General features: G+C 42.1%; 25 protein-coding genes. 20 read left to right on the forward strand and 5 right to left on the reverse strand.

Annotation, left to right across the window (positions count from 1 at the left end; translation table 11 throughout):
- Positions 1-93: 93 nt before the first annotated feature.
- From EP57_RS16605 to EP57_RS15860, 4 genes are all read right to left on the reverse strand, one after another.
- Entirely contained in the window at positions 94-462 is a 369-nt protein-coding gene (locus tag EP57_RS16605) for a DUF1700 domain-containing protein (protein WP_052167729.1), read from the reverse strand.
- Positions 455-784, reverse strand: a complete 330-nt coding sequence (locus tag EP57_RS15850; RefSeq protein ID WP_036088336.1) for a PadR family transcriptional regulator — start codon at positions 782-784, stop codon at positions 455-457. Before EP57_RS15850 ends, EP57_RS16605 begins: the two co-directional genes overlap by 8 nt.
- A 311-nt stretch (positions 785-1095) precedes the next feature.
- The gene (gene allB, locus EP57_RS15855; protein WP_036088339.1) at positions 1096-2469 is read right to left on the reverse strand and encodes an allantoinase AllB; all 1374 of its coding nucleotides are present in this window, start codon (positions 2467-2469) and stop codon (positions 1096-1098) included.
- Positions 2470-2491: 22 nt separating this feature from the next.
- Entirely contained in the window at positions 2492-3976 is a 1485-nt protein-coding gene (locus EP57_RS15860; protein ID WP_052167730.1) for an allantoin transporter, read from the reverse strand.
- Between the two features lie 264 nt (positions 3977-4240).
- Here EP57_RS15860 and EP57_RS15865 point away from each other — a divergent pair, with 264 nt between their 5' ends.
- The 8 genes from EP57_RS15865 (at position 4241) to EP57_RS15900 (ending at position 9589) form a co-directional block, all read left to right on the forward strand.
- Entirely contained in the window at positions 4241-4735 is a 495-nt protein-coding gene (locus EP57_RS15865; protein ID WP_036088341.1) for a dual specificity protein phosphatase family protein, read from the forward strand.
- A gap of 78 nt (positions 4736-4813) precedes the next feature.
- On the forward strand, positions 4814-5806 hold the full coding sequence (gene holB, locus EP57_RS15870) for a DNA polymerase III subunit delta' (RefSeq protein WP_036088343.1): 993 nt from the start codon (positions 4814-4816) through the stop codon (positions 5804-5806).
- A gap of 5 nt (positions 5807-5811) precedes the next feature.
- Positions 5812-6642, forward strand: coding sequence for a PSP1 domain-containing protein (locus EP57_RS15875; protein WP_036088346.1), 831 nt, complete (start codon positions 5812-5814; stop codon positions 6640-6642).
- Between the two features lie 11 nt (positions 6643-6653).
- Positions 6654-7043 (forward strand): DNA replication initiation control protein YabA, encoded by a 390-nt coding sequence (gene yabA, locus EP57_RS15880; protein WP_036088349.1) that lies wholly within the window; start codon positions 6654-6656, stop codon positions 7041-7043.
- 55 nt (positions 7044-7098) lie between these two features.
- The gene (locus EP57_RS15885; protein WP_036088350.1) at positions 7099-7836 is read left to right on the forward strand and encodes a tRNA1(Val) (adenine(37)-N6)-methyltransferase; all 738 of its coding nucleotides are present in this window, start codon (positions 7099-7101) and stop codon (positions 7834-7836) included.
- Positions 7823-8086, forward strand: coding sequence for a GIY-YIG nuclease family protein (locus EP57_RS15890; RefSeq protein WP_036088351.1), 264 nt, complete (start codon positions 7823-7825; stop codon positions 8084-8086). The genes EP57_RS15885 and EP57_RS15890 overlap by 14 nt, the downstream gene beginning before the upstream one ends.
- A gap of 7 nt (positions 8087-8093) precedes the next feature.
- The gene (gene rsmI / locus EP57_RS15895; RefSeq protein ID WP_036088353.1) at positions 8094-8975 is read left to right on the forward strand and encodes a 16S rRNA (cytidine(1402)-2'-O)-methyltransferase; all 882 of its coding nucleotides are present in this window, start codon (positions 8094-8096) and stop codon (positions 8973-8975) included.
- A gap of 32 nt (positions 8976-9007) precedes the next feature.
- Positions 9008-9589 (forward strand): nuclear transport factor 2 family protein, encoded by a 582-nt coding sequence (locus EP57_RS15900; protein ID WP_036088354.1) that lies wholly within the window; start codon positions 9008-9010, stop codon positions 9587-9589.
- 250 nt (positions 9590-9839) lie between these two features.
- Here EP57_RS15900 and EP57_RS15905 read toward each other — a convergent pair whose 3' ends face one another.
- Positions 9840-10124: an AbrB/MazE/SpoVT family DNA-binding domain-containing protein gene (locus EP57_RS15905; protein WP_036060638.1), complete on the reverse strand. Its 285-nt coding sequence runs from the start codon at positions 10122-10124 to the stop codon at positions 9840-9842.
- A 312-nt stretch (positions 10125-10436) separates the two neighbouring features.
- On the opposite strand from EP57_RS15905, the gene metG reads away from it, so the two are divergent.
- The 12 genes from metG to EP57_RS15965 all read left to right on the forward strand — a co-directional run bounded on the left by metG (position 10437) and on the right by EP57_RS15965 (position 22497).
- Positions 10437-12434 (forward strand): methionine--tRNA ligase, encoded by a 1998-nt coding sequence (metG, locus tag EP57_RS15910; RefSeq protein ID WP_036088356.1) that lies wholly within the window; start codon positions 10437-10439, stop codon positions 12432-12434.
- 156 nt (positions 12435-12590) lie between these two features.
- Complete coding sequence (locus tag EP57_RS15915; RefSeq protein ID WP_036088357.1) at positions 12591-13358, forward strand: TatD family hydrolase; 768 nt, start codon at positions 12591-12593, stop codon at positions 13356-13358.
- A 295-nt stretch (positions 13359-13653) separates the two neighbouring features.
- Positions 13654-14910: a G5 and 3D domain-containing protein gene (locus tag EP57_RS15920; RefSeq protein WP_036088359.1), complete on the forward strand. Its 1257-nt coding sequence runs from the start codon at positions 13654-13656 to the stop codon at positions 14908-14910.
- A 121-nt stretch (positions 14911-15031) separates the two neighbouring features.
- The gene (gene rnmV / locus EP57_RS15925; RefSeq protein ID WP_036088360.1) at positions 15032-15604 is read left to right on the forward strand and encodes a ribonuclease M5; all 573 of its coding nucleotides are present in this window, start codon (positions 15032-15034) and stop codon (positions 15602-15604) included.
- Positions 15597-16481 carry a 16S rRNA (adenine(1518)-N(6)/adenine(1519)-N(6))-dimethyltransferase RsmA gene (rsmA, locus tag EP57_RS15930; RefSeq protein ID WP_036088362.1) on the forward strand — a complete coding sequence of 295 codons (885 nt, stop codon included), beginning with the start codon at positions 15597-15599 and terminating at the stop codon, positions 16479-16481. Before rnmV ends, rsmA begins: the two co-directional genes overlap by 8 nt.
- A gap of 122 nt (positions 16482-16603) precedes the next feature.
- Complete coding sequence (gene veg / locus EP57_RS15935; protein WP_036067518.1) at positions 16604-16864, forward strand: biofilm formation stimulator Veg; 261 nt, start codon at positions 16604-16606, stop codon at positions 16862-16864.
- Between the two features lie 174 nt (positions 16865-17038).
- Positions 17039-17899 (forward strand): 4-(cytidine 5'-diphospho)-2-C-methyl-D-erythritol kinase, encoded by an 861-nt coding sequence (gene ispE, locus EP57_RS15940; protein ID WP_036088364.1) that lies wholly within the window; start codon positions 17039-17041, stop codon positions 17897-17899.
- A gap of 33 nt (positions 17900-17932) precedes the next feature.
- Positions 17933-18673: a chitin disaccharide deacetylase gene (chbG, locus tag EP57_RS15945; protein ID WP_036088365.1), complete on the forward strand. Its 741-nt coding sequence runs from the start codon at positions 17933-17935 to the stop codon at positions 18671-18673.
- Positions 18674-18823: 150 nt separating this feature from the next.
- Positions 18824-19651, forward strand: a complete 828-nt coding sequence (purR, locus tag EP57_RS15950; protein WP_036088366.1) for a pur operon repressor — start codon at positions 18824-18826, stop codon at positions 19649-19651.
- A gap of 259 nt (positions 19652-19910) precedes the next feature.
- Positions 19911-20588, forward strand: coding sequence for an efflux RND transporter periplasmic adaptor subunit (locus tag EP57_RS15955; RefSeq protein ID WP_036088368.1), 678 nt, complete (start codon positions 19911-19913; stop codon positions 20586-20588).
- 29 nt (positions 20589-20617) lie between these two features.
- Positions 20618-21307, forward strand: coding sequence for an ABC transporter ATP-binding protein (locus EP57_RS15960; RefSeq protein WP_036088370.1), 690 nt, complete (start codon positions 20618-20620; stop codon positions 21305-21307).
- Complete coding sequence (locus tag EP57_RS15965) at positions 21304-22497, forward strand: ABC transporter permease (protein ID WP_036088372.1); 1194 nt, start codon at positions 21304-21306, stop codon at positions 22495-22497. Before EP57_RS15960 ends, EP57_RS15965 begins: the two co-directional genes overlap by 4 nt.
- Positions 22498-22797: the final 300 nt, after the last annotated feature.

Raw genomic sequence — 22797 nt, forward strand, 5'->3', positions numbered from 1 at the left:
CCGTTCTGATGTAGAGTGGGGATTTTTGTGTGGCGATGTATCTTTTACTTTCATTTTAAAAACCAGAAGCCACATCACCATGGCCTCTGGTTTTTAGTCTAATGCGTCTAATAACAGCATCAATATAATAAAACACATACCCGCAATCAAAACAATTTTAAACGGAGATACTTGTTTAGAAGTAGGTTTTTCTGGCGGAGCCTCCGTTTGCGTTGGTGCAACGACTGGTTTTTGTATCACCGGCGCTTGTTCGCGTTTCGGTTCGGTGATGTCTCCGTGCACGTATTGCGCGATGATATCAGCTGGCTGGCCTAATAATGCAATCGCCTCGGCTTCACTCACGCCATTCTCCAAACTAACAGCAATATGCTCGTCTAAATCGTTGATAATGCTTTCTCGTTCCTCAACTGGCAGTGAGCGCAGTCCGTGTTGCAATGTCTCCAAGAATTCGCTTCTATTCATGCGGTTTTATCTCCTTTCGTAATGCTTCGATACTCGCTGTGAATTCGTCCCATTCCTTCAATGTTTCCTTTAAAAAAACGCGACCTTGATGCGTAATGTGATAATACTTACGTTGCGGTCCATTCGGCGATTCCACCGTATACGTCGCACAATATCCGTCTTTCACAAGCCGACGCAAAAGCGGATACAACGTACTTTCGGTAATCGGTATATGTTTTTTTATTTGCTGCGTCAAATCATACCCATAAAAATCATCTGTCTGCAAAATAAAAAGCACACACATATCTAGCGCACCTTTTCGAAACTGCGTCGTTACGCTCATATCTGGCCTCCAATAAACGTTATTTCTAACCTAAGTATAGCAATTTTAGCCCCTCACAGCAATAAAAAAAGAGATTGGTGCATAACCCAAATAAATCGGCGACAAGCGCTCGCATTCAAAAAGTTTGGCGGACTTCCGGTTCTCACATACCCAAGTATGCTCCGCTTCCGGCTTCCACCAAACTTCCTGAATACAAACGCTTTCGCTCGATTTGTGTATAGCAGAGAACACGTCTTACCCGAGAAATAGACCCGTGGTGTTCTGCTTATTTTGTGCGAACTTAGCTATATATCAGGCTTTTTTTTAACTCCTTATTGAACGGTTTCTTTCGCATTTTGAAGAACAAACGCGCCTTCGTGTGTATCGCGAACACCGTTTTCTTTGTCGTAAATCACCGAACCACGTAGGATTGTTGTTACGACTTGTGCGCCAATGGTGCGTCCGATATATGGGCTGACTTTGTGACGGTATTCTAGGTCTTCAGCAGCCAATGTGTATGGCGCATTTGGTTGGATTAGCGCGAAGTCGGCGTCTTTGCCAATCGCGATATGTCCTTTGTTGTTTAGTTGATACAGATCAGCCGGATTAGAGGCGATAAGTTTTGCGAATTGTGTCAATGTCATGCCGCGTTTTTGTACGGCTTCGTCGAACATGATGTCCACGTTATTTTGAAGTCCTGCAATGCCGCCCCAAGCTGTGAAGGCATTACCGATTTTCATATCTGGAGGACAAGGGGAGTGATCGGATGTTACGAAATCGATTTCACCGGCGAACAATTTCTCCCAAAGACGTTCTTGATTCGCTTTATCGCGTAATGGTGGTGCGCATTTTGCTGTTGTACCAATGCTTTCGAACTGCTCTTCGTCGATTGCGAAGTAGTGAGTACAAGATTCACATGTCACTTTTTGGCCTTCGTTGCGGGCGCGGGTTACTTCTTCTACGCCTTCTGGAGTGCTTAAGTGACAAATGTGGATTTGGCAACCTGCGATTTTAGCAAGGTAAATGGCGCGACGCACGGCTTCTACTTCTGTGAAAACAGGGCGTGATGCCACGTAATCTTTAGCCGATGTTTTGCCTTCTGCTTGTGCGACTTTGCCTAATTCATCGCAGATTAACGCATTTTCGGCATGGATTGCTAAAATTTTGTTCATTTTGGCGATTTTTTGCATGCCAGCGAAGAAGGAATAGTCGTCAACGTTACGGAAGTCATTGTCTACGCCGTCAAAGCCACACGTTGCTAAGAAGCATTTGTAAGCTGCAACGCCATCTTCGTTTAGTTCGTGAAGTCGGTCTAAGTTATGCGGAACGAGCCCACCAAAAAGTGCTACATCGACGCTAAGTTTGCCTTTTGCAGCATCAAATTTCAATTGTAACGATTCGCGGTCAATCGTTGCTGGAAGCTGGTTTAACGGCATTTCGATGAATGACGTCACGCCACCTTTTGCAGCTGCTTTTGTACCTGTTTCATAGCCTTCCCATTCTGTACGACCGGGTTCGGAGATATGCACATGCGCGTCAACCATACCTGGAGATACGACAAGACCACTTGCATCAATGACTTCTTTTGCTTCGCCAAGATCTGCGCCGATTGCCACAATTTTGCCGTTTGTTACTGCTACGTCTGTCACTACTGCCTCTGTGTCCAAAATTACTTGTCCGTTTTTGATAATTAAATCATAACTCATTTTTCCTTCAACTCCTATTTTTTTAAATATTAACTTCTGTTTCTAATTTTTCGGTTGTGTCTTCGTAAAATGAGGGATTTTTCTTGCGGTGCAGGGAGGCGAAGAACGCATAAGCGCCGAAAGCGACAATGACACCGACAAACCAAGATAGTCTGGAAACTGGTTCTAGCACTGGGATGAACTTACCGCTTAGCGATACGATAACCGCCACAATCGTGACAACAAAAGCCAGTGAATTAAAGCCGTTTTTATAGTACGAAAATTGTCCGGGTTCTGTGTAAAGGCTATCCAAATTAATATTGCGCTTCATAATGATAAAGTAATGCGCCAACATCACGCCGATAACAGGTCCTAAAATACCGCCAATAATATCGAGGAACAAATAAATACTTGCTTGGTTTTCCATCAGTTTCCAAGGGCAAATAAGAACACTAATAATACTTGCAATCATAACGCCATGTTTATACGTCAATTTTTTCGGGAAAATCGCGGCAATCTGATAACCCGCTGGAATAATGTTCCCTGTGGCATTCGTCGAAATCGTCGTCATCAAAATAACCAATACTGCAAAAATCGAAGCAAACAAGCTATCCCATTTCTGCACGATATCAAGCACGTTCCAAGTTTCTGTACCGTAATGAATGCTTGCGCCAGCCAAAATACAAACACTAGCTACAGCGAACAATACGTAAGCAACGGCAAGTCCGAACGTTTGTCCAGTTGCTTGTGCTTTGAAGCTTTTCGCGTTTTGGGTGAAGTCAGAAGCACTAACCGCTGGAGCCGCCCAAACAGCAACAACCGCGTTAATTACGACTAGGAATAAGAACAACGAATTCCCGCCAGTCTGCACATTCGCCGGCACATAATGAACGATATTGCCGAATCCAGCCAAGTAAATTGCCCAGATCGCCATTCCACCAAAAACGATGTAAATACAAGGATTTAGAATCGCGGTAAACTTATTTAAAACACCGCCACCGCCAAATCCAATAGCAACGTTGACCGCCCAGAAAATCAAGAAGGCGATAAGTCCAGGAATCGTAATCCCTAAAATACTAACGCCGCCGCCAATTTCCAAGAAACCAGGCCAAATTTTGCCGATTAGAATTAAGAAAGCGAGCGATCCAGCGTAACATTGTAAGCCGAACCACATAATTGCGGCGACACATCCCCGTAAGATGCCTGGGAAAAGTGCGCCCCGAACCCCGTAAGAAGCCCGTAAGATCATTGCAAATGGTACGCCGTACTTAGAACCAGCCGCTCCATTTAGGACCATTACCGCTGCAATAATGAAAGCACTAACAACAATGGCCGCCATAATACTCACCGTTGATAATCCGAGAATTAGAAATCCACCAACCGCGACGTAGTTTGGAACGTTATGTACAGAACCCATCCACAATGTGAAATAGTTAAACGTACCCCATGTCCGTTTTTCCTCTGTTTTCGGTAGCAGGTCATCACTGTACCCGCGAGACCGATACTTCTCTAGCTGCGCGTCATCCATACCATCACTTCCTCTTTGTATTTTACGAGTAAGCGCTTTAATTTTATGTGAAAAAGAAAACGCTTCCCTTTTTGCCTTTTAAATATAGCATGCCGTGAAATGGATTTCCTTAGGCGTTTTACATAAACTTTAGAAATAGTTTGTCTGTTTCGAACAAAGTGAAAAAGGGCACAAACAGAAGGCGTTAACAGTAGGGTAATCGGACAATTAATGCTAGAATGAAAGGGAGTGAAAAAGCCGTTCGAAAATAGGAGCGTGAAAACAGTGGCTAATTATATTAACGAGAAACGTCGCGAAATTGACTTTGATCCATATACATTGCCCATCATCGCTTTACCAGAAGTTATTGCGACCTCTTTTAAACCAATCGGCAAAAATCCAATTATGATTCGGATTGCCGATAAAGATAAAACATTCGCACCTCTTCAAGACCCTGGTAAATATCAAGGCGTGCTAGAAGTGCATTTCAATGACATTAACGAAGAAGACGATTATTGGGGGCTCAGTAAGAAGGAGTCTGACGAAATGGTCCTTTTTAATAAAAAACATGCCGAGATGATTCATGATTTTGTAGACCAGTTTTCAGAAATAAGTCAGATTGTCGTGCATTGTAACGCTGGTGTGAGTAGAAGTAGTGCCGTGGCAATGCAGTTGGCGGAATACACGAATGACCTTGATACGTACGCCAAATTACGCGAAATAAAGCGCTATATTCCAAACACGCGTGTGCTAGCAATTATGCGCGGCGAAGAATTTTAACCATTTTTTTAGCAAAATTAGCGCCACAACCTTGCCCGTCATGTTATAATGTAGAGAAATGATTGGAGGGGTTTTTTCGTGGGACGACAAGCAGATTTGCTATCGATGCAACCAATCGCGATGCAGCTATTCACCAAAAGCATTACAACGGACCGACTAGCACATGGTTATTTGTTAGAAGGCGGGCGCGGAACTGGGAAGAAACGTACAGCGAAATGGCTGGCTCAAACACGTTTTTGCCTAGAGAAAAGCGACGATGAACTGGCTTGTGGTACATGTAATAACTGTTTGCGAATTGAAAGCGACAACCACCCCGATGTTCATTGGCTAGAACCAGACGGTAATAGTATCAAAATCGATCAAGTACGAGAATTGAAGCAAGAGCTGGCCAAGCGCGGTATGGAATCGGATCGTAAAGTTCTGATTATCGATAGCGCGGATAAGATGACGGTTCAATCTGCCAATTCCTTACTTAAATTTATAGAAGAACCAGACGGAGGGATGTTGATTTTATTTTTGACAGCCAATCCGCAGCAAATTTTGCCAACAATCCAATCGCGCTTGCAGCCGGTGAGCTTTCGGGCTTTGCCGTTTGATGCTTTTGTGAATGATTTGATGGCGCAAGGAATTTCGGAACAGAAGGCACGCGTACTAGCGAGTGTTGCAGGAAATACGGAACAGGCGCTCATTTGGAATGAAGATGAGTGGTTTGGCGAGGCGCGCAATGTGACGGTGAAGCTTTATGAAGGCTTGCATCATCAAGGTGTTGATCCGATTTTGCTCATTCAAGAAGCGTGGATGCCAGTTTTTAAGGACAAGTCACAGCTACATCTTGGCTTGGAACTGTTGATATTACTTTATCGCGACCGTTTGCATTTATCGTTAAACGAGGATTACAAGCCGATTTGCATGGAGCAAGAACAGTTACTAAAGCAAGGCATATTGCGGAAATCATTGACTGATACAACCGCTGAGATGGAATGTATTCTAGATGCTAAGCGCAAACTAGATTCCAATATGAATACCCAACTATTGATGGAACAACTCGTATTGAAAATTCAAGGGAGGTAGTCCAATTGCCAAAAATCGTAGGCGTTCGTTTTAAAGAAGCCGGTAAAATATATTATTTTTCGCCTGAGAAACTCACGATTAAAGAGGGTCAAGGCGTTATTGTTGAAAATGCACAAGGCATTGAATTTGGAAAAGCAGTCATTGCACCACGCGATGTAGACGAAGAAGATGTTGTATTACCTCTAAAACGTGTAATTCGTGTAGCGACAGACGCTGATTATAAATGTGTGGAAGAAAATGCAGCATCATGTCAGCGCGCGTTTTTATTGTGTGATGAGAAGATTCATGAACACAAAATCGAGATGAATTTAGTTGATGTCGATTATACATTTGATCGCAACAAAATCATCTTTTACTTTACAGCAGAAGGACGCGTCGATTTCCGTGAACTCGTGAAGGACTTGGCGTCAATCTTCCGGACGCGAATCGAGTTACGCCAAATCGGTGTGCGCGATGAAGCCAAACTGCTTGGCGGTGTTGGTCCATGTGGCCGGATGCTTTGCTGTTCGACATTTTTAGGCGATTTTGAACCAGTATCTATTAAGATGGCGAAAGATCAGAACTTGTCGCTTAATCCGACGAAGATTTCTGGACTTTGCGGTCGTTTAATGTGTTGCTTGAAATATGAGAATGATGAATACGAAGCGGCGAAAAAAGAGATGCCGGATGTTGGTCAAAGCGTTGTGACACCAGATGGTAAAGCACGCGTTGTCGGCATTAATCTACTGAGCCGTCTTATGCAAGTGAGACTACCAGATCAAGAAGCGGTTATTGAATACGCATTAGAAGAATTACGTCCTTTCAATGCTTTTTCAAAAACACCAGCGAAGTCTTGAGGTGACAAACCATGGACAAAAAAGCACTTTTCGATACAGTCAGCAATATGGAAGAACAAATCGGTGAGTTATACCAACAACTTGGTGATTTAAAACACAATTTAGGCGAGATTTTAGAAGAAAACAACCGTCTGAATTTAGAAAATGAACACTTGCGTCGCCGCTTAGAAGAGCTGGACGGAAATGAACATGTCAGCAAAGTCCCAGCCGAACAAGCGCTTGGTGCAATGGCGCCAGCCCGTAAAGAAGCGATGCGACAAATGATTGAAGTTGGCGAAGGTTACGATAATCTAGTCAAACTATATAAAGAAGGCTTCCACATTTGCAACGTCCATTTTGGAAGTCCACGCGGAAACGACGAAGATTGCCTTTTCTGCATGTCGTTATTAAATAAAAAATAAACAGCGGCTTTCTCATTTTTGTGGGAGAGCCTTTTTATTAAGAGAGGTTTAGAATATGTTAGTTGGAGACGAGCGATTAGATCATTTATTGGCAGAAGGCCTGCGGATTATCCAGAGCCCATCCGTGTTTTCCTTTTCACTTGATGCGGTGCTACTGGCACGATTCGCCTACATTCCGTATCAAAAAGGTCCCATCATCGATTTATGTAGTGGAAACGGGATTATTCCGTTATTGATTAGTTCGCGCACAAAAGCGCCAATCATCGGTGTGGAGATTCAAGAACGACTCGCAGATATGGCGCGCCGGAGCGTAGCGTACAATGATTTAACTGCCCAAATTGAAATTTTGCAATATGATTTGCGGGATGTTGTGCCGGTGCTTGGCAGAGAGAAGAACAGCTTTGTAATGTGTAATCCGCCGTATTTCGCGCTCGATACAACGGCGATAAAAAATGAAAACGAGCATTTGCGAATTGCCCGTCATGAAGTGCATTGCACGTTGCGTGATTGCATTCAAGTATCCGCGAAACTGTTGAAGCAAGGCGGAAAAGCAAGCTTCGTTCACCGTCCCGAACGCTTGCTTGAAATCATTGATATTATGCGTGAATATGGACTGGAACCGAAACGCATCCAATTTGTACATCCACGTGTGGAACGCGAGGCTAATACCATTTTGATAGAAGGTGTGAAGGGCGGCAAACCGGGCATCAAATACTTGCCACCAACTATCGTCCAAAACGAAGATGGCGAGTATTCTAAACAAGTGAGGGAGCTGCTTTATGGCAAAGAGTGACGCACATTATTTCTATGTATTGCAATGTAAAGACGGTTCTTATTATGGCGGTTATACGACGGATGTAGCGCGCCGCGAAGCCGAACATAACGCGGGAATCCGTTGCAAATACACCCGAAACAGACGTCCCGTGCACGTCATCCATTCCGAATGTTTCGCGACACGTTCGGAGGCCACCAAAGCCGAAGCCGCCTTCAAGAAATTACCACGTGCGAAAAAAGACAGCTATCTACAAGAAAATAAGGAGTGAAAACCCAATGAAAAGCCAGAAAAGTTTTGCCGAAACAGAGAATGGCCAAGGCCTGTTATATCTAGTTCCAACGCCAATCGGCAACCTCGAAGACATCACGATGCGCGCCATTCGTATTTTGCAAGAAGTGGATTTAATTGCCGCTGAGGACACGCGTAACACCATTAAGCTACTCAATCATTTCGAGATACATACAAAAATGGTCAGCTATCACGAACATAACAAAACAACCCGTCAAGACGAGCTCATCGAAAAACTACAAACCGGCACAACAATCGCCGTCGTAAGTGACGCTGGCATGCCTTGTATTTCCGACCCAGGTTATGAACTAGTTGGCGCTGCCATCGAAGCAGGCATCACAGTTGTTCCTTTACCAGGAGCCAACGCCGCATTGACCGCCCTTATCGCATCAGGTCTAACACCACAACCGTTCTATTTCTATGGCTTTCTGCCACGCAGCAACAAAGACCGCGAAGAAGCGCTGAACAAACTAGCGTGCCGTGAAGAAACATGGATCATCTACGAATCGCCACACCGCCTAAAAGAAGTTTTAAAAGCGATGGTAAAAACGCTAGGAACGACTCGCAAAATCGTCTTATGCCGCGAATTAACCAAGAAATATGAAGAATTTTTACGAGGAACGGTAGAAGAAGCGCTAGAATGGGCAAAAGAAACCGAAATAAGGGGTGAATTTTGCATCATTGTGGAAGGAAATGAAGAAGCGCCAAATGAGGACGAAGAAATTTGGTGGGAAAGTATCACAATCAAGGAGCACGTCGAACAGGTGATGGAAGCAGAAAACCTGTCCTCCAAAGAAGCCATCAAGCAAGTCATGAAAACCCGCCAACTTCCAAAACGTGAAGTATACCAAGCATATCACGAGCTATAATTGGGAATACAGAAGTAAAGGAGGAATTTCTAATGACAAACTTACCAAACATCGGCAAACCAGCTACAAACGCACTACAAAACATCGGTGTAACAATGCTGGAGCAAGTCGCAGCAATGGATGAGCCAACATTACTAAAAATTCATGGAGTCGGTCCAAAAGCTATTAAGATTTTGCGGGAAGCATTGACAGAACAGGGAATGGGGTTCCAATCAGATGAATCCTTATCGAAAGATTTCGCAGTTATTTGTGATTTTGAATGTGAGAATGCTCCGAAAAAACGGATGATTCGTGACTATTTGATAGCAAGTGCTACTGCAAACCAAGCTGATTTGGAGGCAGTGCTAGAGGAAGACTTTGTTTGGACGGTTCCAGGTGAATTTCAAATAGAAGGGCGTCAAGAATTCATTAAAGAACTCGCAGCGCATGCTCAGCCGATTAGTACGCTTGAGATTCAGTCGTTGTTAACTCATGGCAAAGGTGGGTCGGCACATGGGACTGTTACGGATAAACGTGGGAAGAAGGTTTATTTTTCGGATATTTTTGTGTTTAGGAGTAGTGGGAAGGATGCGAAGATATCTGGGTTGACGTCTTTTGTGGTGATTGAGGATTAGGGGGATTGATTCATCGCTGCGCTTTGTAGGAACTGGAGCGAAATTTGATGGGTTTTCTTTTAAGGATAAGTGTGTTTTTATTTATACATCGTGCTTGGCGAAGAGAACGGGGAGGATTAACCCATCGCTGCGCTCACGCTTATATTTGGGTTCTAACGAAGCAGAGTACGCTTCGTAAGAACCCAAACAAAAAAGCATCCTATTTGAGGCTAGCACGCTTTCAAATAGGATACTTTCTTTAGTTGTAGGCTTAGATATCATCGCCGAATTGACGACGGATGTCAGCTACTAATTTCTCAGCACCATCACGGCTAAGTGTTAATTTACCGTCAACAACTTGTTTGTTTTGATCGGAAAATTCACCAGTGATGTCACAAAGGTTGCTAGCTGTATATTTCTTTAGAATAATTTCATCTTCATTGATATAAATTTCTAAAGCATCTTTCACAGCAACGCCTAGGTTACGACGAATTTCAACTGGGATTACAATACGTCCTAGTTCGTCAATTTTTCTTACCATACCTGTAGATTTCATTTTCTTACCTCCTATCTATGTGGTCTACTATATATAATACCAAGAATTTCCTAGGAAAGCTAGACGAAAATAGCAATTAATACAAAAAAAATCATATTTCTTAAGAAAATGCGCTACAAATGGCTATATTATGCGATTCCTGAAACAAAAGTTGCGCAATTGCCAACTTTCATTCTTTGTTAGATTTTGCACAATAATATTTTTTTGGGCACATAGTATTTTGTTTTGGCGATAAAATGATATAATAGAAGGTAATTGTGAATTTAACACCGGAAAACAGAAATTTCGGCGGAGGAATGGGAGAGGATTAGTTTGCCAAAAGAGAATAATACATTTTATCTTACAACGCCAATTTATTATCCAAGTGGAAAGGCGCATATCGGACACGCATATACAACGGTTGCAGGGGATGCGATGGCGCGTTATAAACGTCTGCGTGGATTCGATGTGTTCTATTTAACTGGAACGGACGAGCACGGCCAAAAAATTCAGCAAAAAGCGGAGGAGCAAAATGTATCACCGCAAAGCTATGTAGATGACATCGCTGCTGGGTTTAAAGAGCTTTGGGAGAAGCTTGAGATTTCGAATACGGATTTTATTCGTACAACGGAGCCGCGTCATAAAGATGGTGTTGCGAAAATTTTCCAAAAGTTATTGGATCAAGGCGATATATACTTAGGTCAATATGAGGGCTGGTATTCTGTTTCTGATGAGGAATATTTCACGGAAACACAATTAGAAGAAGTTTATCGTGATGAAAATGGTAAAGTCATTGGCGGGAAAGCGCCGAGCGGGAATGAAGTGGAGCTAGTGAAAGAAGAGTCGTATTTCTTCCGTATGAGCAAATACGCAGACCGTTTATTGGCTTATTATAACGACAATCCAGAATTTATCTTACCAGAATCACGCAAAAACGAAATGATTAACAATTTCATCAAACCGGGTCTAGAAGATTTAGCCGTTTCCCGAACTACTTTTGATTGGGGAATTAAAGTGCCTGGCGATGCAAAACATGTTGTTTACGTATGGATTGACGCGTTGTCCAACTACATTACAGCACTTGGCTATGGTTCGGATGATGAGACGAACTTCAACAAATACTGGCCAGCAGACGTTCAAATTATCGGAAAAGAAATTGTCCGCTTCCATACGATTTATTGGCCAATCATTTTGATGGCACTAGATTTGCCATTACCGAAGAAAATTTTCGGACACGGCTGGATTCTAATGAAAGACGGCAAAATGTCGAAATCAAAAGGAAACGTCGTAGATCCATATATGTTAATCGACCGCTACGGCTTAGATGCTGTACGTTATTACTTACTGCGCGAAGTTCCATTCGGCTCAGACGGCTTATTCACGCCAGAAGACTTTGTGGACCGCGTAAACTATGACTTGGCAAATGACCTTGGCAACTTATTAAATCGGACAGTGGCGATGATAAATAAATACTTTGACGGCGAAATTCCAGCGTATCAAGGCCATGTAACACCTTTTGATGCGGAGTTAGAGACTTTTAAAGACAATGTATTAAAAGAATACGAAACCAATATCGAAACAATGCAATTTTCAGTAGTGCTGTCTCAACTTTGGACTTTAGTAAGCCGTACAAATAAATATATCGACGAAACAGCGCCATGGGTATTGGCCAAAGAAGATGACAAACGCGACGAATTAGCGAGCGTTATGACCCACTTAGCAGAGAATTTGCGTATTATTGCGGTTATGTTAAAACCATTCTTGACACAATGTCCAGAAGGCATTTTTACACAGCTTGGTGTAGAGGACGAGTCGCTAAAAGACTGGGCGTCGATCTCAGGCTACGGCAAAATCCCAACCGGCACAAAAGTAGTCGCAAAAGGAACACCGATTTTCCCACGCTTAGACGCGGCGGAAGAAGTAGCGTACATTCAAGAACAAATGAAAGCAACCGCACCGGCTCCAGCAGCTGAACCAGAACCAACCGTAGTGGCGCTAGAAACACCAGAAATCGGCATCGAGGATTTCGACAAAATCGATCTTCGCGTCGGTGAAGTAAAGCAAGTCGAGAAAGTAAAAAAAGCCGACAAACTATTATGCTTCCAATTAGACCTTGGTGAAGGCAAACTCCGCCAAGTATTATCAGGAATTGCCGAATTCTACGAACCAGAAGAATTAATCGGCAAAAAAGTCATAGTGGTTTCTAATCTAAAACCAGTCAAACTTCGCGGACTTATGAGCGAAGGCATGATTCTATCCGGCGAAAAAGCCGGCGAACTGCGCATCATCGAAGCAAGTGACGCTTTGCCAAACGGTGCAAAAGTAAAATAAACAATAAAAGGCAGTTCCGAACTCGGGAACTGTCTTTTCATACAAGTAAAATCCGACTTTCTACTATAGTAAAAAGCAACGATTAATCCCCAAAATAAAATTATGTGCTATTATATAGAAGAAAGTTGCATAAAAATAAAGAAATGAGGGGTAAAAATGCTTTTTGATACGCATGTACACTTAAATGACGACGCGTTTAACGACGATTTAGAAGAAGTCATCGCGCGCGCTAAAGAAAATGACGTAACACGAATGGCCGTTGTTGGCTTTAACGAAGAAACCATTAATCGAGCACTCGAGCTCGCAGAACAATATGATTTTATTTATTTAATCGTTGGTTGGCATCCGACAGACGCGATTACATTTACACCAGAAAAGCTAGAATGGCTAAGAGAACTAGCATCGCATCCTAAAGTCGTGGCGCTTGGCGAAATGGGCTTAGATTATCATTGGGATACCTCGCCAAAAGAAACACAATTTGAAGTCTTCCGCCAGCAAATCCGCCTTGCAAAAGAAGTAAATCTTCCAATTGTTATCCATAACCGCGAAGCAACAGAAGACGTTGTCCGCATTTTACAAGAAGAAAACGCAGCAGAAGTTGGTGGAATCATGCACTGTTTTGGCGAAACTGTCGAAGTGATGCAAGCCTGTCTTGACATGAATTTCTACATCTCATTCGGCGGAACAGTCACTTTTAAAAACGCAAAATTACCAAAAATTGCAGCAGAAATGGCGCCGTTAGACCGTATTTTGATCGAAACAGATGCCCCATATCTTGCGCCGCACCCAAATCGAGGGAAGCGAAATGAGCCGGGTTACGTCAAGCTTGTTGCCGATAAGCTCGCAGAATTAAAAGAACTGAAATATGAGGAAATCGCCTACCACACCACAGAAAATGCAAAAAGGCTCTTCCGGATAGAGTGATTTCTGTAACACGTTTGTAACAATAAGCGAACTCTGTAACGGAATCTTAAGCAAGGTTTGCCAAAAGTTAAAGAAATCTTTAAGAACCCGCTATATTATGCCTACGACCAGAGACTGAATGCTTTGAAACATTTTTGACATATTAGACATAGAATGTAATGAAAGAGTTTTACAATGGCTTGGTAGCAACGTTTAGGCATGTTTGTTTGGTCTAGACATTTCGATTCCTTAATTCGTTGACAGTTCTTTCGTCCCCCGTATATAATCACAACAGAACTAGAAAGGGGAGAAATACATGACCATGGAAACTAGCAGTAACGCAAGCCAGAAATCAAAATGGCGTTTACCAATTATGATTGGCGCGTTTGTTATTGTCATAGCTTTGGTTTTTTATTTCGTTTTCGAGGGAACTAAAAACGATATCACCATTGTAAAAGCAGGCGAGGTTACAAAAGTAAGCACACATGCTAAAACAGTAGCTGAGGTACTAAACGATGAAGGTGTCAAAGTTGGAAAACATGATGAACTATCTGTTTCCAAAGACGCAGCATTAAAAGATGGAATGAAAATTACTTACGTTCCAGCTAAACAAATCACAATTAACGACGAAGGTAAAGAAGTAAACGTGTGGACAACAAAAAACACCGTTGCTGAAGTACTGAAGGACGAAAATATTACAACACGTCCACAAGATGCTCTAAACGTAGCGCTAGATGCCAAAGTTGCTAAAAACATGGAAGTTAAAATCGACCGTGCAGTAGCTTTAGCAATCCAAAATGGTGCTAAAAAAGAGACAACTTGGACTACAAAAGATACAGTTGCAGACCTATTAGCAGAAAAGAACATCAAATTAGACGCACATGACAAAGTATTGCCAGCAAAAACGGCGAAACTTGCAAACAATATGACGGTTGTTGTTACATACGTGGACAAGAAAACCGACGAAAAGAAATCGCAAGTTGCTTACAAAACAGTTGTTAAAGAAGACGATAACTTAGCAGCAGGCGTTGAGAAAGTAGTACAAGAAGGAAAAGCAGGCGAAAAAGTAGCCAAATACGATGTTGTCCTTGAAAATGGGAAAGAAAAACAACGTAAACTACTTGCCGAAGAAGTAACTGCAAAACCAGAAGATAAAATCGTTGTTCGCGGTACAAAAGAGAAAGTCGTTGCAACACCAGTTAGCAATAGCACTTCTTCTTCTAAAAAAGCAACAACATCTTCTAAATCTTCATCATCAAACAGTAATGCGACACAAGTAAGCAGCAAACCATCTGGCGGTCAAACGATCAAGATGGAATCTACTGCCTACTCAGGTGGCGGTACTACTGCAACAGGTATTAACTTAACAGCAAACCCAGGCCTAAAAGTAGTTGCCGTTGATCCAAGCGTTATTCCACTAGGCTCTAGAGTCTACGTTGAAGGCTACGGAGAAGCAATTGCTGGTGACACTGGCGGAGCTATTAAAGGAAATATCGTTGACGTATACTTCCCGAATGAAAGCCAATGCTATTCATGGGGACGCCGTACTGTGAACGTAACAATTTTAAACTAAGTTAAATCAAGGAAGCAGGTCACTAGCCCAACATGCGGCGGTTTTCTGCTTCTTTTTTATGTTCAGCTTTTTTAGAATGTATGGTATGATAGAAAGACTATGAAAAAAAGGAGCGCTAGAGATGGAGAAGCCAGTGATTCACGAGGTCATCGTTGTTGAGGGACGGGATGACACAACAGCCATACATCGCGCGGTAGAAGCAGATACCATCGAAACAAATGGCTCAGCGCTATCCGAGATGACAATCGAGCAAATTCGCCATGCAAAAGAAAAACGCGGCGTTATCATATTAACCGACCCAGATTTCCCTGGTGAGAAAATTAGAAAGCAAATCGATGCAGCAGTTCCTGGTTGCCATCACGCGTTCATCAAACGTAGCGATGCCTTACCGAAATATGGTCGTGGTCTGGGCGTTGAACATGCCACACCTGACGTTATCCGCGAAGCACTGCAGCATTTCCACACGAGCGATGATCGCATCACAACAAGCGAAATTTCCTACGAACGCCTTGTTAATCTTGGTTTGATGGGCGGTTCAGGCGCTAAAGCGAAACGACAAAAGTTAGGAGAAATCCTTAAAATAGGTTATACCAATGGCAAACAACTGCAAGCACGACTACGCATGTTTGGCATTACCAATGAACAATTTGAAGCCGCATGGGGCCTCATAATGCAGGAGGAAGCGAATGAATAAAGATATAGCGACACCCGGTCGTACGAAGGAAATCCTAAAGAAATACGACTTTCTATTTAAGAAAAGCCTAGGTCAGAACTTTTTAATTGATAGCAATATTTTGCGACGGATTACGGAGACGGCGGAGCTGGATAAGGACACAGATGTTATCGAAATCGGGCCAGGAATCGGCGCGTTAACGGAGCATTTGGCGCGGACGTCCAAGCGCGTATTGGCATTCGAAATCGATCAGCGTTTGATGTCTATTTTGCCAGACACATTGGCAGCCTATGATAACGTGGAAATCGTGAACGAAGACATTTTGAAAGTAGATGTTGGGGAAATGATTGCAACGAAGCTTCCGAATCGCGAGCAGCCTGTGAAAGTCGTTGCCAATTTACCGTATTACGTGACGACACCGATTATTTTGCAACTACTCCACGAAGACCTACCTGTTTCTAGCATGACATTTATGCTACAAAAAGAAGTAGCAGACCGCATCTCCGCAAAACCAGGTACGAAAGCATACGGCAGTTTATCCATCGCCATCCAGTATTACATGGAAGCTGAGCTGTCCTTTATCGTTCCAAAAACGGTCTTCATGCCACAACCAAATGTAGACTCGGCGATTATTCACTTGAAGCGGCGTCAAGAACCACCAGCAGAAGTGAACAACATCGACTTCTTTTTCGACATCACACGATCTTCCTTCGCGCAAAGACGTAAGACGTTATGGAACAATCTCGTGAACCGTTTCCCTGAATTAAAGGCAAAAAAAGAGACGCTAGAGCCCGCGCTTGCCGAACTTGGCATTGACGTAAAACGCCGCGGTGAGACGCTTACAATCCCTGAATTTGCGATTTTAAGTAATTTTCTTGACGATTTCATGAGAAAATGAAGAAAAATTGCTTAAAAAGTAATCATAGAGGTTGACACGAAGGCGTTTCGCTGTTAAAATATTTGTTTATTGATTTTTAGGCCTCATTATGCTATACTGGTATTTAGTGAGGTGGAAAATAAATGTCAAAAACTATTGCAAGCATCAAACAAAATCTTGAATCCAGACTTGGAACAAGACTAACTTTGAAAGCTAACGGCGGACGTAAGAAAACAATCGAGCGTTGCGGTGTATTAGCCGAAACTTATCCATCTGTTTTCGTCGTTGAGTTAGATCAAGACGAGAACAATTTTGAAAGAGTATCTTATAGTTATACAGACATTTTAACAGACACTGTAGAATTAGACTTTACTGATGATGTAAGTAAAGAGTTAGCACTTTAATCACTAATATCTCAAGACCAGTTCGCATGCGGGCTGGTTTTTTGATGCGCCGAGTTCATGCGAGAAGCTTAGCGTATACATTTCTAGTACATATTTAGGTAGCGATGTGGTAGAATAAACAAAGAGAAAATAAATGGTTGAACGATATGGTTCTATAGAAAGGCTGTAGAAACGATGAAAATAAATGTGAAAGCACCTGCGAAGATTAATTTATCATTGGATGCATTGTACAAAAGAAAAGACAATTATCACGAACTCGAAATGGTAATGACAACAATTGACTTAGCGGATCGTCTGCAGCTTGTTTTACTCGAAAAGGACTGCATCAAACTCGACGTAAAAGCGCACTTCATTCCAGATGATAAACGCAATTTGGTATATCAAGCCGCAGCGCTTTTGAAAGAACGATTTCAGATAAAACAAGGCGTAGCGATAACGCTCGACAAGAGTATCCCTGTAGCAGCGGGTCTTGCGGGTGGAAGTAGTGATGCGGCGGCAGCCCTTAAAGGCTTGAACCAACTGTGGGATTTGAACTTGTCGCTGGAAGAATTGGCGGATCTCGGCGCAGAACTTGGCTCGGATATCCCGTTTTGTCTATACGGCGGAACAGCGCTTGCTACAGGACGCGGCGAAATAATCGAACCATTACCAATGATGCCGAATTGTTGGATTGTGCTTGCCAAGCCATCGATTAGCGTCTCCACACCTGGCGTATACCGCGATTTAAAAGTTGGCGAAGTAAAGCACCCGAACACGAAAGGGATGGTACAAGCCATTCAAGATGGTAGTTTTGAAGGGATTTGCGATAATATCGGGAATGTTTTGGAAACGGTCACGCTTGTGAAACACCCCGAAGTAAAGCGGATCAAGGAGAAGATGCTGGAATTCGGCGCAGATACGGCTTTAATGAGCGGTAGCGGCCCAACAGTGTTCGCCCTTGTCAAACAATACTCACGAGCGAAACGCGTCTATAACGGCTTGCGTGGCTTTTGTGAGGAAGTGTACTTAGTAAGACCATGGCAAGAAGAAAGATAATATAAAAGTAAATTCACGAAGGAGTCGGTAATGATGAAAGTGATTTTTAATGCGGATGATTTTGGTTTATCTAAAGGTGTTGTCTATGGAATTCTAGAAGCGTACAAACATGGTGTCGTGAAATCAACGACGATGCTTGCGAATTCCCCTGCTTTTGATTTAGGTGTAGAAGTGGCGAAAGAAAATCCAGGACTCGATATTGGCGCCCATTTAACGCTAACATTCGGTAGCCCGATTTTAAAAGACGTGCCTACATTAACAGCGCCATCTGGTAAGTTCCTAGCACAAGATGTTTTGCGTGCTTCAGGCGACAAGCTTGATTTTGATGAAGTAGAACGTGAATTCACCGCGCAAATTGAAAAAATTCTAGGGGCTGGTCTTTCCATCTCACATTTTGACACGCATCATTTAATCGAACCAATCGTGCTTCCTGTTATTCAAAAATTAGCAAAGAAATACGGCGTCGGTATGCGTCGGTCTGTACACGATGCAGATTATACTGGCATTCCAACAACGGATCGTTTTGCAGACGAGTTTTACGCAGAAGGTATTAACGCAGAAGTTGTTAAACAAGTCATTACCAAACATAAAGACGATACGAAAACATTAGAGTTCATGTGTCATCCAGCTTTCATTGACGAAACATTGTTATCTCTAAGTTCGTATTCTGATTATCGCATTAAAGAGCTGACATTCCTTACATCAGATGAGGTAGTAGAAGCCTTGCAATCAGTTGGCGCAGAAGTAGCTAGCTTTAAAGAGGTTATGAAATAAAGCGATTCAAACCAAGCCGCGCATGAATAAATAGTTTATCGCTATCTTTTCCAGCCAAAAATCTTTATAATAGACTTAAACACGTACAAAAAAAGGGAATCATGTTATATTGTTTGGAAAAGCATCTTTAAAAAGAGGAGAAGAAGTGCAATGAAAATTCGGCGTAGCGAACGTTTAATTGATATGACACAGTTTTTGCTAAGTCATCCACGTAAATTAGTCCCATTAACGTTATTTGCAGAACGTTATGGTTCAGCGAAATCGTCTATTAGTGAGGATTTAGTTATTATAAAGAAAACATTTGAAGATAGAGGCATCGGTACGCTTGAGACAGTTCCAGGCGCTGCTGGTGGCGTGAAATACATTTCGATTGCGGATAACGCAGATGTGCTAGATTTTGTTCAAACGCTTTGTAATCGCATCGCTGAGCCTAATCGTCTTTTGCCTGGTGGTTATTTGTATTTATCTGACTTACTAGGGGAACCAGTGACGCTCAGCCATATCGGCAAAATTTTAGCGACGAAGTTCAATAAACAACCAATCGATGCTATCATGACTGTGGCGACGAAAGGCATTCCGATTGCCCAAGCTGTGGCAGAACATCTGAATGTCCCATTTGTTATCGTTCGTCGTGACAGCAAAGTAACAGAAGGTTCGACGGTAAGCATCAATTATGTCTCTGGTTCCAGCAAACGAATCGAGAAAATGGAGCTTTCCAAACGCAGCCTGCCAGAAGGTTCGAATGTGGTCATTGTCGATGACTTCATGAAAGCCGGCGGAACCATTAACGGCATGAAGAACTTGCTTGAGGAGTTCAATGCGAACCTAGTTGGCATCGGCGTCCTTGTCGAATCAGAATACGCCGAAGAACGCCTTGTAGACGATTACATTTCTTTAGTCAAAATCAAGAATGTCAACGTTAAAGAAAAACAAATTCAAGTCGTCGAAGGCAATTATTTTCAATACCCAAGTGAATAAAATAGAAACTGGAATCCATGAGTAGCAATTGCGATGCGCTCTACGGGTTTCAGTTTTTTTATGAATAGATTATGAATGAATAAATAAGACTTCCGTATGACTGGTTTTATTTTGATTTGTGCTACAATAAGAACTTATAGAAAGGAAGCGAACAGTTTAGTTAGTGAAGTTTTTTTGTTTGCGGACTTTTTGTATGATTGGTTACCTACATAATAAGGCAACTAACACATTATTACTGAATTTGGAAGGGGCAATACACATGAAGAAGTGGGTTAAATGGTTGATTGCGATCGTTATCATTGCAGTCATTGTCGTTGGAGCAGTCCTATTTTTGGGCAATAAATCGGGTTCTGACACGGCAGCAACGAAAGATCTTGTAACAACGAAAGTGAAACAAGGCGATTTAAAAATTAACGCGACAGCAACAGGCGCAATTGTTCCACAAGATCAAAAAGCACCTGATTATGATGAGTTAGAACTACAAGTACAAATGGACGAGCTTGACGTTCCGAATGTAAAGAAAGATCAAGAAGCAAAAATCTCAGTAACTGCACTACCAGACAAGACGTTCATCGGTAAAGTTAAAGAAATTGCTGAACAAGGAACAGTGATGAACGGCGTATCTTCATTCTTAGTAACAATTTCTATCGATGACACAACTGGTTTGAAATCTGGCATGACAGCCGACGCTTCCATTCTTGTAAAAGAAAAGACAGACGCGTTATACGTTCCAGTCGAAGCTGTACAAAAAAATGACGACGATAAATATTACGTACTCGTTCCTAAAAAAGGCAAGAACAACACAACAAAAGAAGTAAAACAATACGTAACAATTGGACTTCATAATGAGGACAACATGGAAATCACCAAAGGTCTAGAAAAAGGCGATGAAGTTATCCTACCAACGAAAACAACGTCGTCACAACCAGGATTTTAATGCCTAGACGAAACAAGGAGGTGAATAGCATGACGAGTCCACTTATAGATATGAGAAACTTAACGAAAACATATACACTTGGCGGTGAAACATTTAAAGCACTTGATAATGTGACATTAGCCGTTGAACAGGGCGAATTTTTAGCGATTGTTGGTCCGTCTGGTTCTGGTAAGTCAACCTTGATGAACATGATTGGTTGTTTAGACGTTCCAGATTCTGGCGAGTATCACTTGGACGGTGTCGATGTGGCAACGCTAAATGATAACAAACTATCCGCTATTCGCAATAAGAAAATCGGTTTTATTTTTCAACAGTTCAACTTACTGACGAAACTTTCTGCTTTTGAGAACGTCGAACTGCCGCTGATTTATGGCGGGATGAGCGTCTCAAAACGAGAAGAAATCGCATTAGATTGTTTAAATAAAGTAGGCTTGCTAGAGAAGAAACGGAATTTACCAACGCAATTGTCAGGTGGTCAACAACAACGTGTTGCTATCGCTCGGGCGCTTGCGGCGAATCCACAAATTCTACTAGCCGATGAACCGACTGGCGCGCTCGATTCCAAAACAGGAAAAGAAGTCATGTCGATTTTGCAAGAATTGAATCGTGCTGGAAATACAATCGTGATGATTACGCATGATTTGGATATTGCAAATTACGGAACACGAACAATCCGCATCCAAGACGGTCAACTTTTTCATGAGGGGGTTAAACAATGATCCTTCAAAGTATGAAGATGGCTTGGAAACAGCTAAAAACAAGTAAAATGAGATCGTTCCTAACCATGCTAGGCATCATTATCGGGGTTTCTTCGGTAATTCTACTAGTATCACTAGGAAAAGGCGTGACGGAGCAAGTAAACAGCCAGATGGGCGACCTAGGCTCTAACCTAATCACTGTCATGAACAGCTCCACAAATCCAAACGACAAATTCACCTACGATGATGTCATGAAATACAAAAATATCGATGGCGTTAAAAGCGTATCACCAGAAATTTCAGGCCAAGTCAAAGCTACGTATGATTACAAATCCAAAGACCTGAAAGTAGTTGGAACAAACGAGCAATATAAAGACGCCCGTGGCTTGAAATTAGATAACGGTCGGTTCCTGCTTCCCATTGACGTAGAATACGGACAAAAAGTAGCCGTAATCGGACCAAACGTAGCAAGCGATTTATTCGGCTTCTCCAATCCAATCGGGGAATACGTCCGAATTGATGGCATGCCGTATAAAGTTGTCGGAGTTCTTGAGGAAAAAGGAAATTCGATGATGGGCTCAAGCGACGATCAAATTTTCATCCCCTTATCTGCAGCCCAGCGTATGTTAAAAGACACCAACGTTCGAACTTTGTACGTGGAAACAGATACAGCAGATGATGTGGACCGTGTAGTCAATACATTAGAATCACGACTTTCGATTCAATTCGATTATACAGCTTCGGATTCATCAAGCGGCGAAACAGCCCCATATCAAGTTATTAACCAACAAGAGATTTTAAGTGCCTTCAATACGATCAGTTCAACATTAACGACAGCATTAGGCGCTATCGCAGGAATCTCCCTTGTCGTTGGTGGCATTGGAATCATGAATATTATGTTGGTTTCCGTATCCGAACGAACAAGAGAAATTGGTATCCGTAAAGCATTAGGTGCGAAGAAACGCGATATTTTGACACAATTCCTAATAGAATCTATCGTTATAAGTGTTGTAGGTGGCCTGATAGGTATTGCTATCGGTGTATCCGGCGCACTCGCGTTTAGCTCTTTTGCAGGAATAGCATCCGGAATTGCAGCAAGCACAATTATAGGCGCATTCCTATTCTCCATGTTAATTGGTGTTATTTTTGGAATTATGCCAGCGAATAAAGCTTCAAAATTACGTCCAATTGATGCATTACGATCTGAATAACGGCTTTAAAAAAGAGGATTTTCTTACATAAATCCTCTTTTTTTATTATTTAGGCACAAAAAAATGATAAAAAAGTGTGACGTTTTTGTCTAAAAGGCTTTAAAATAGGGATAAAATACTCTGTCATATATTTTTAATCTCTTTGTTACAATTACGATAAAAATAATGACGAAATCACTCTATTTATCTGAATTAACTAGCTTCGGAAACAATGAAACCTATTGATATAACTAATTTTTAAAGTAAAGTTTTCTCTCTGTTTTATTTGTCATAATAGCGCTCGATTTCCCAATAAATTAA

Source organism: Listeria booriae (assembly GCF_000766865.1).
Classification (GTDB): Bacteria; Bacillota; Bacilli; order Lactobacillales; family Listeriaceae; genus Listeria_A; species Listeria_A booriae.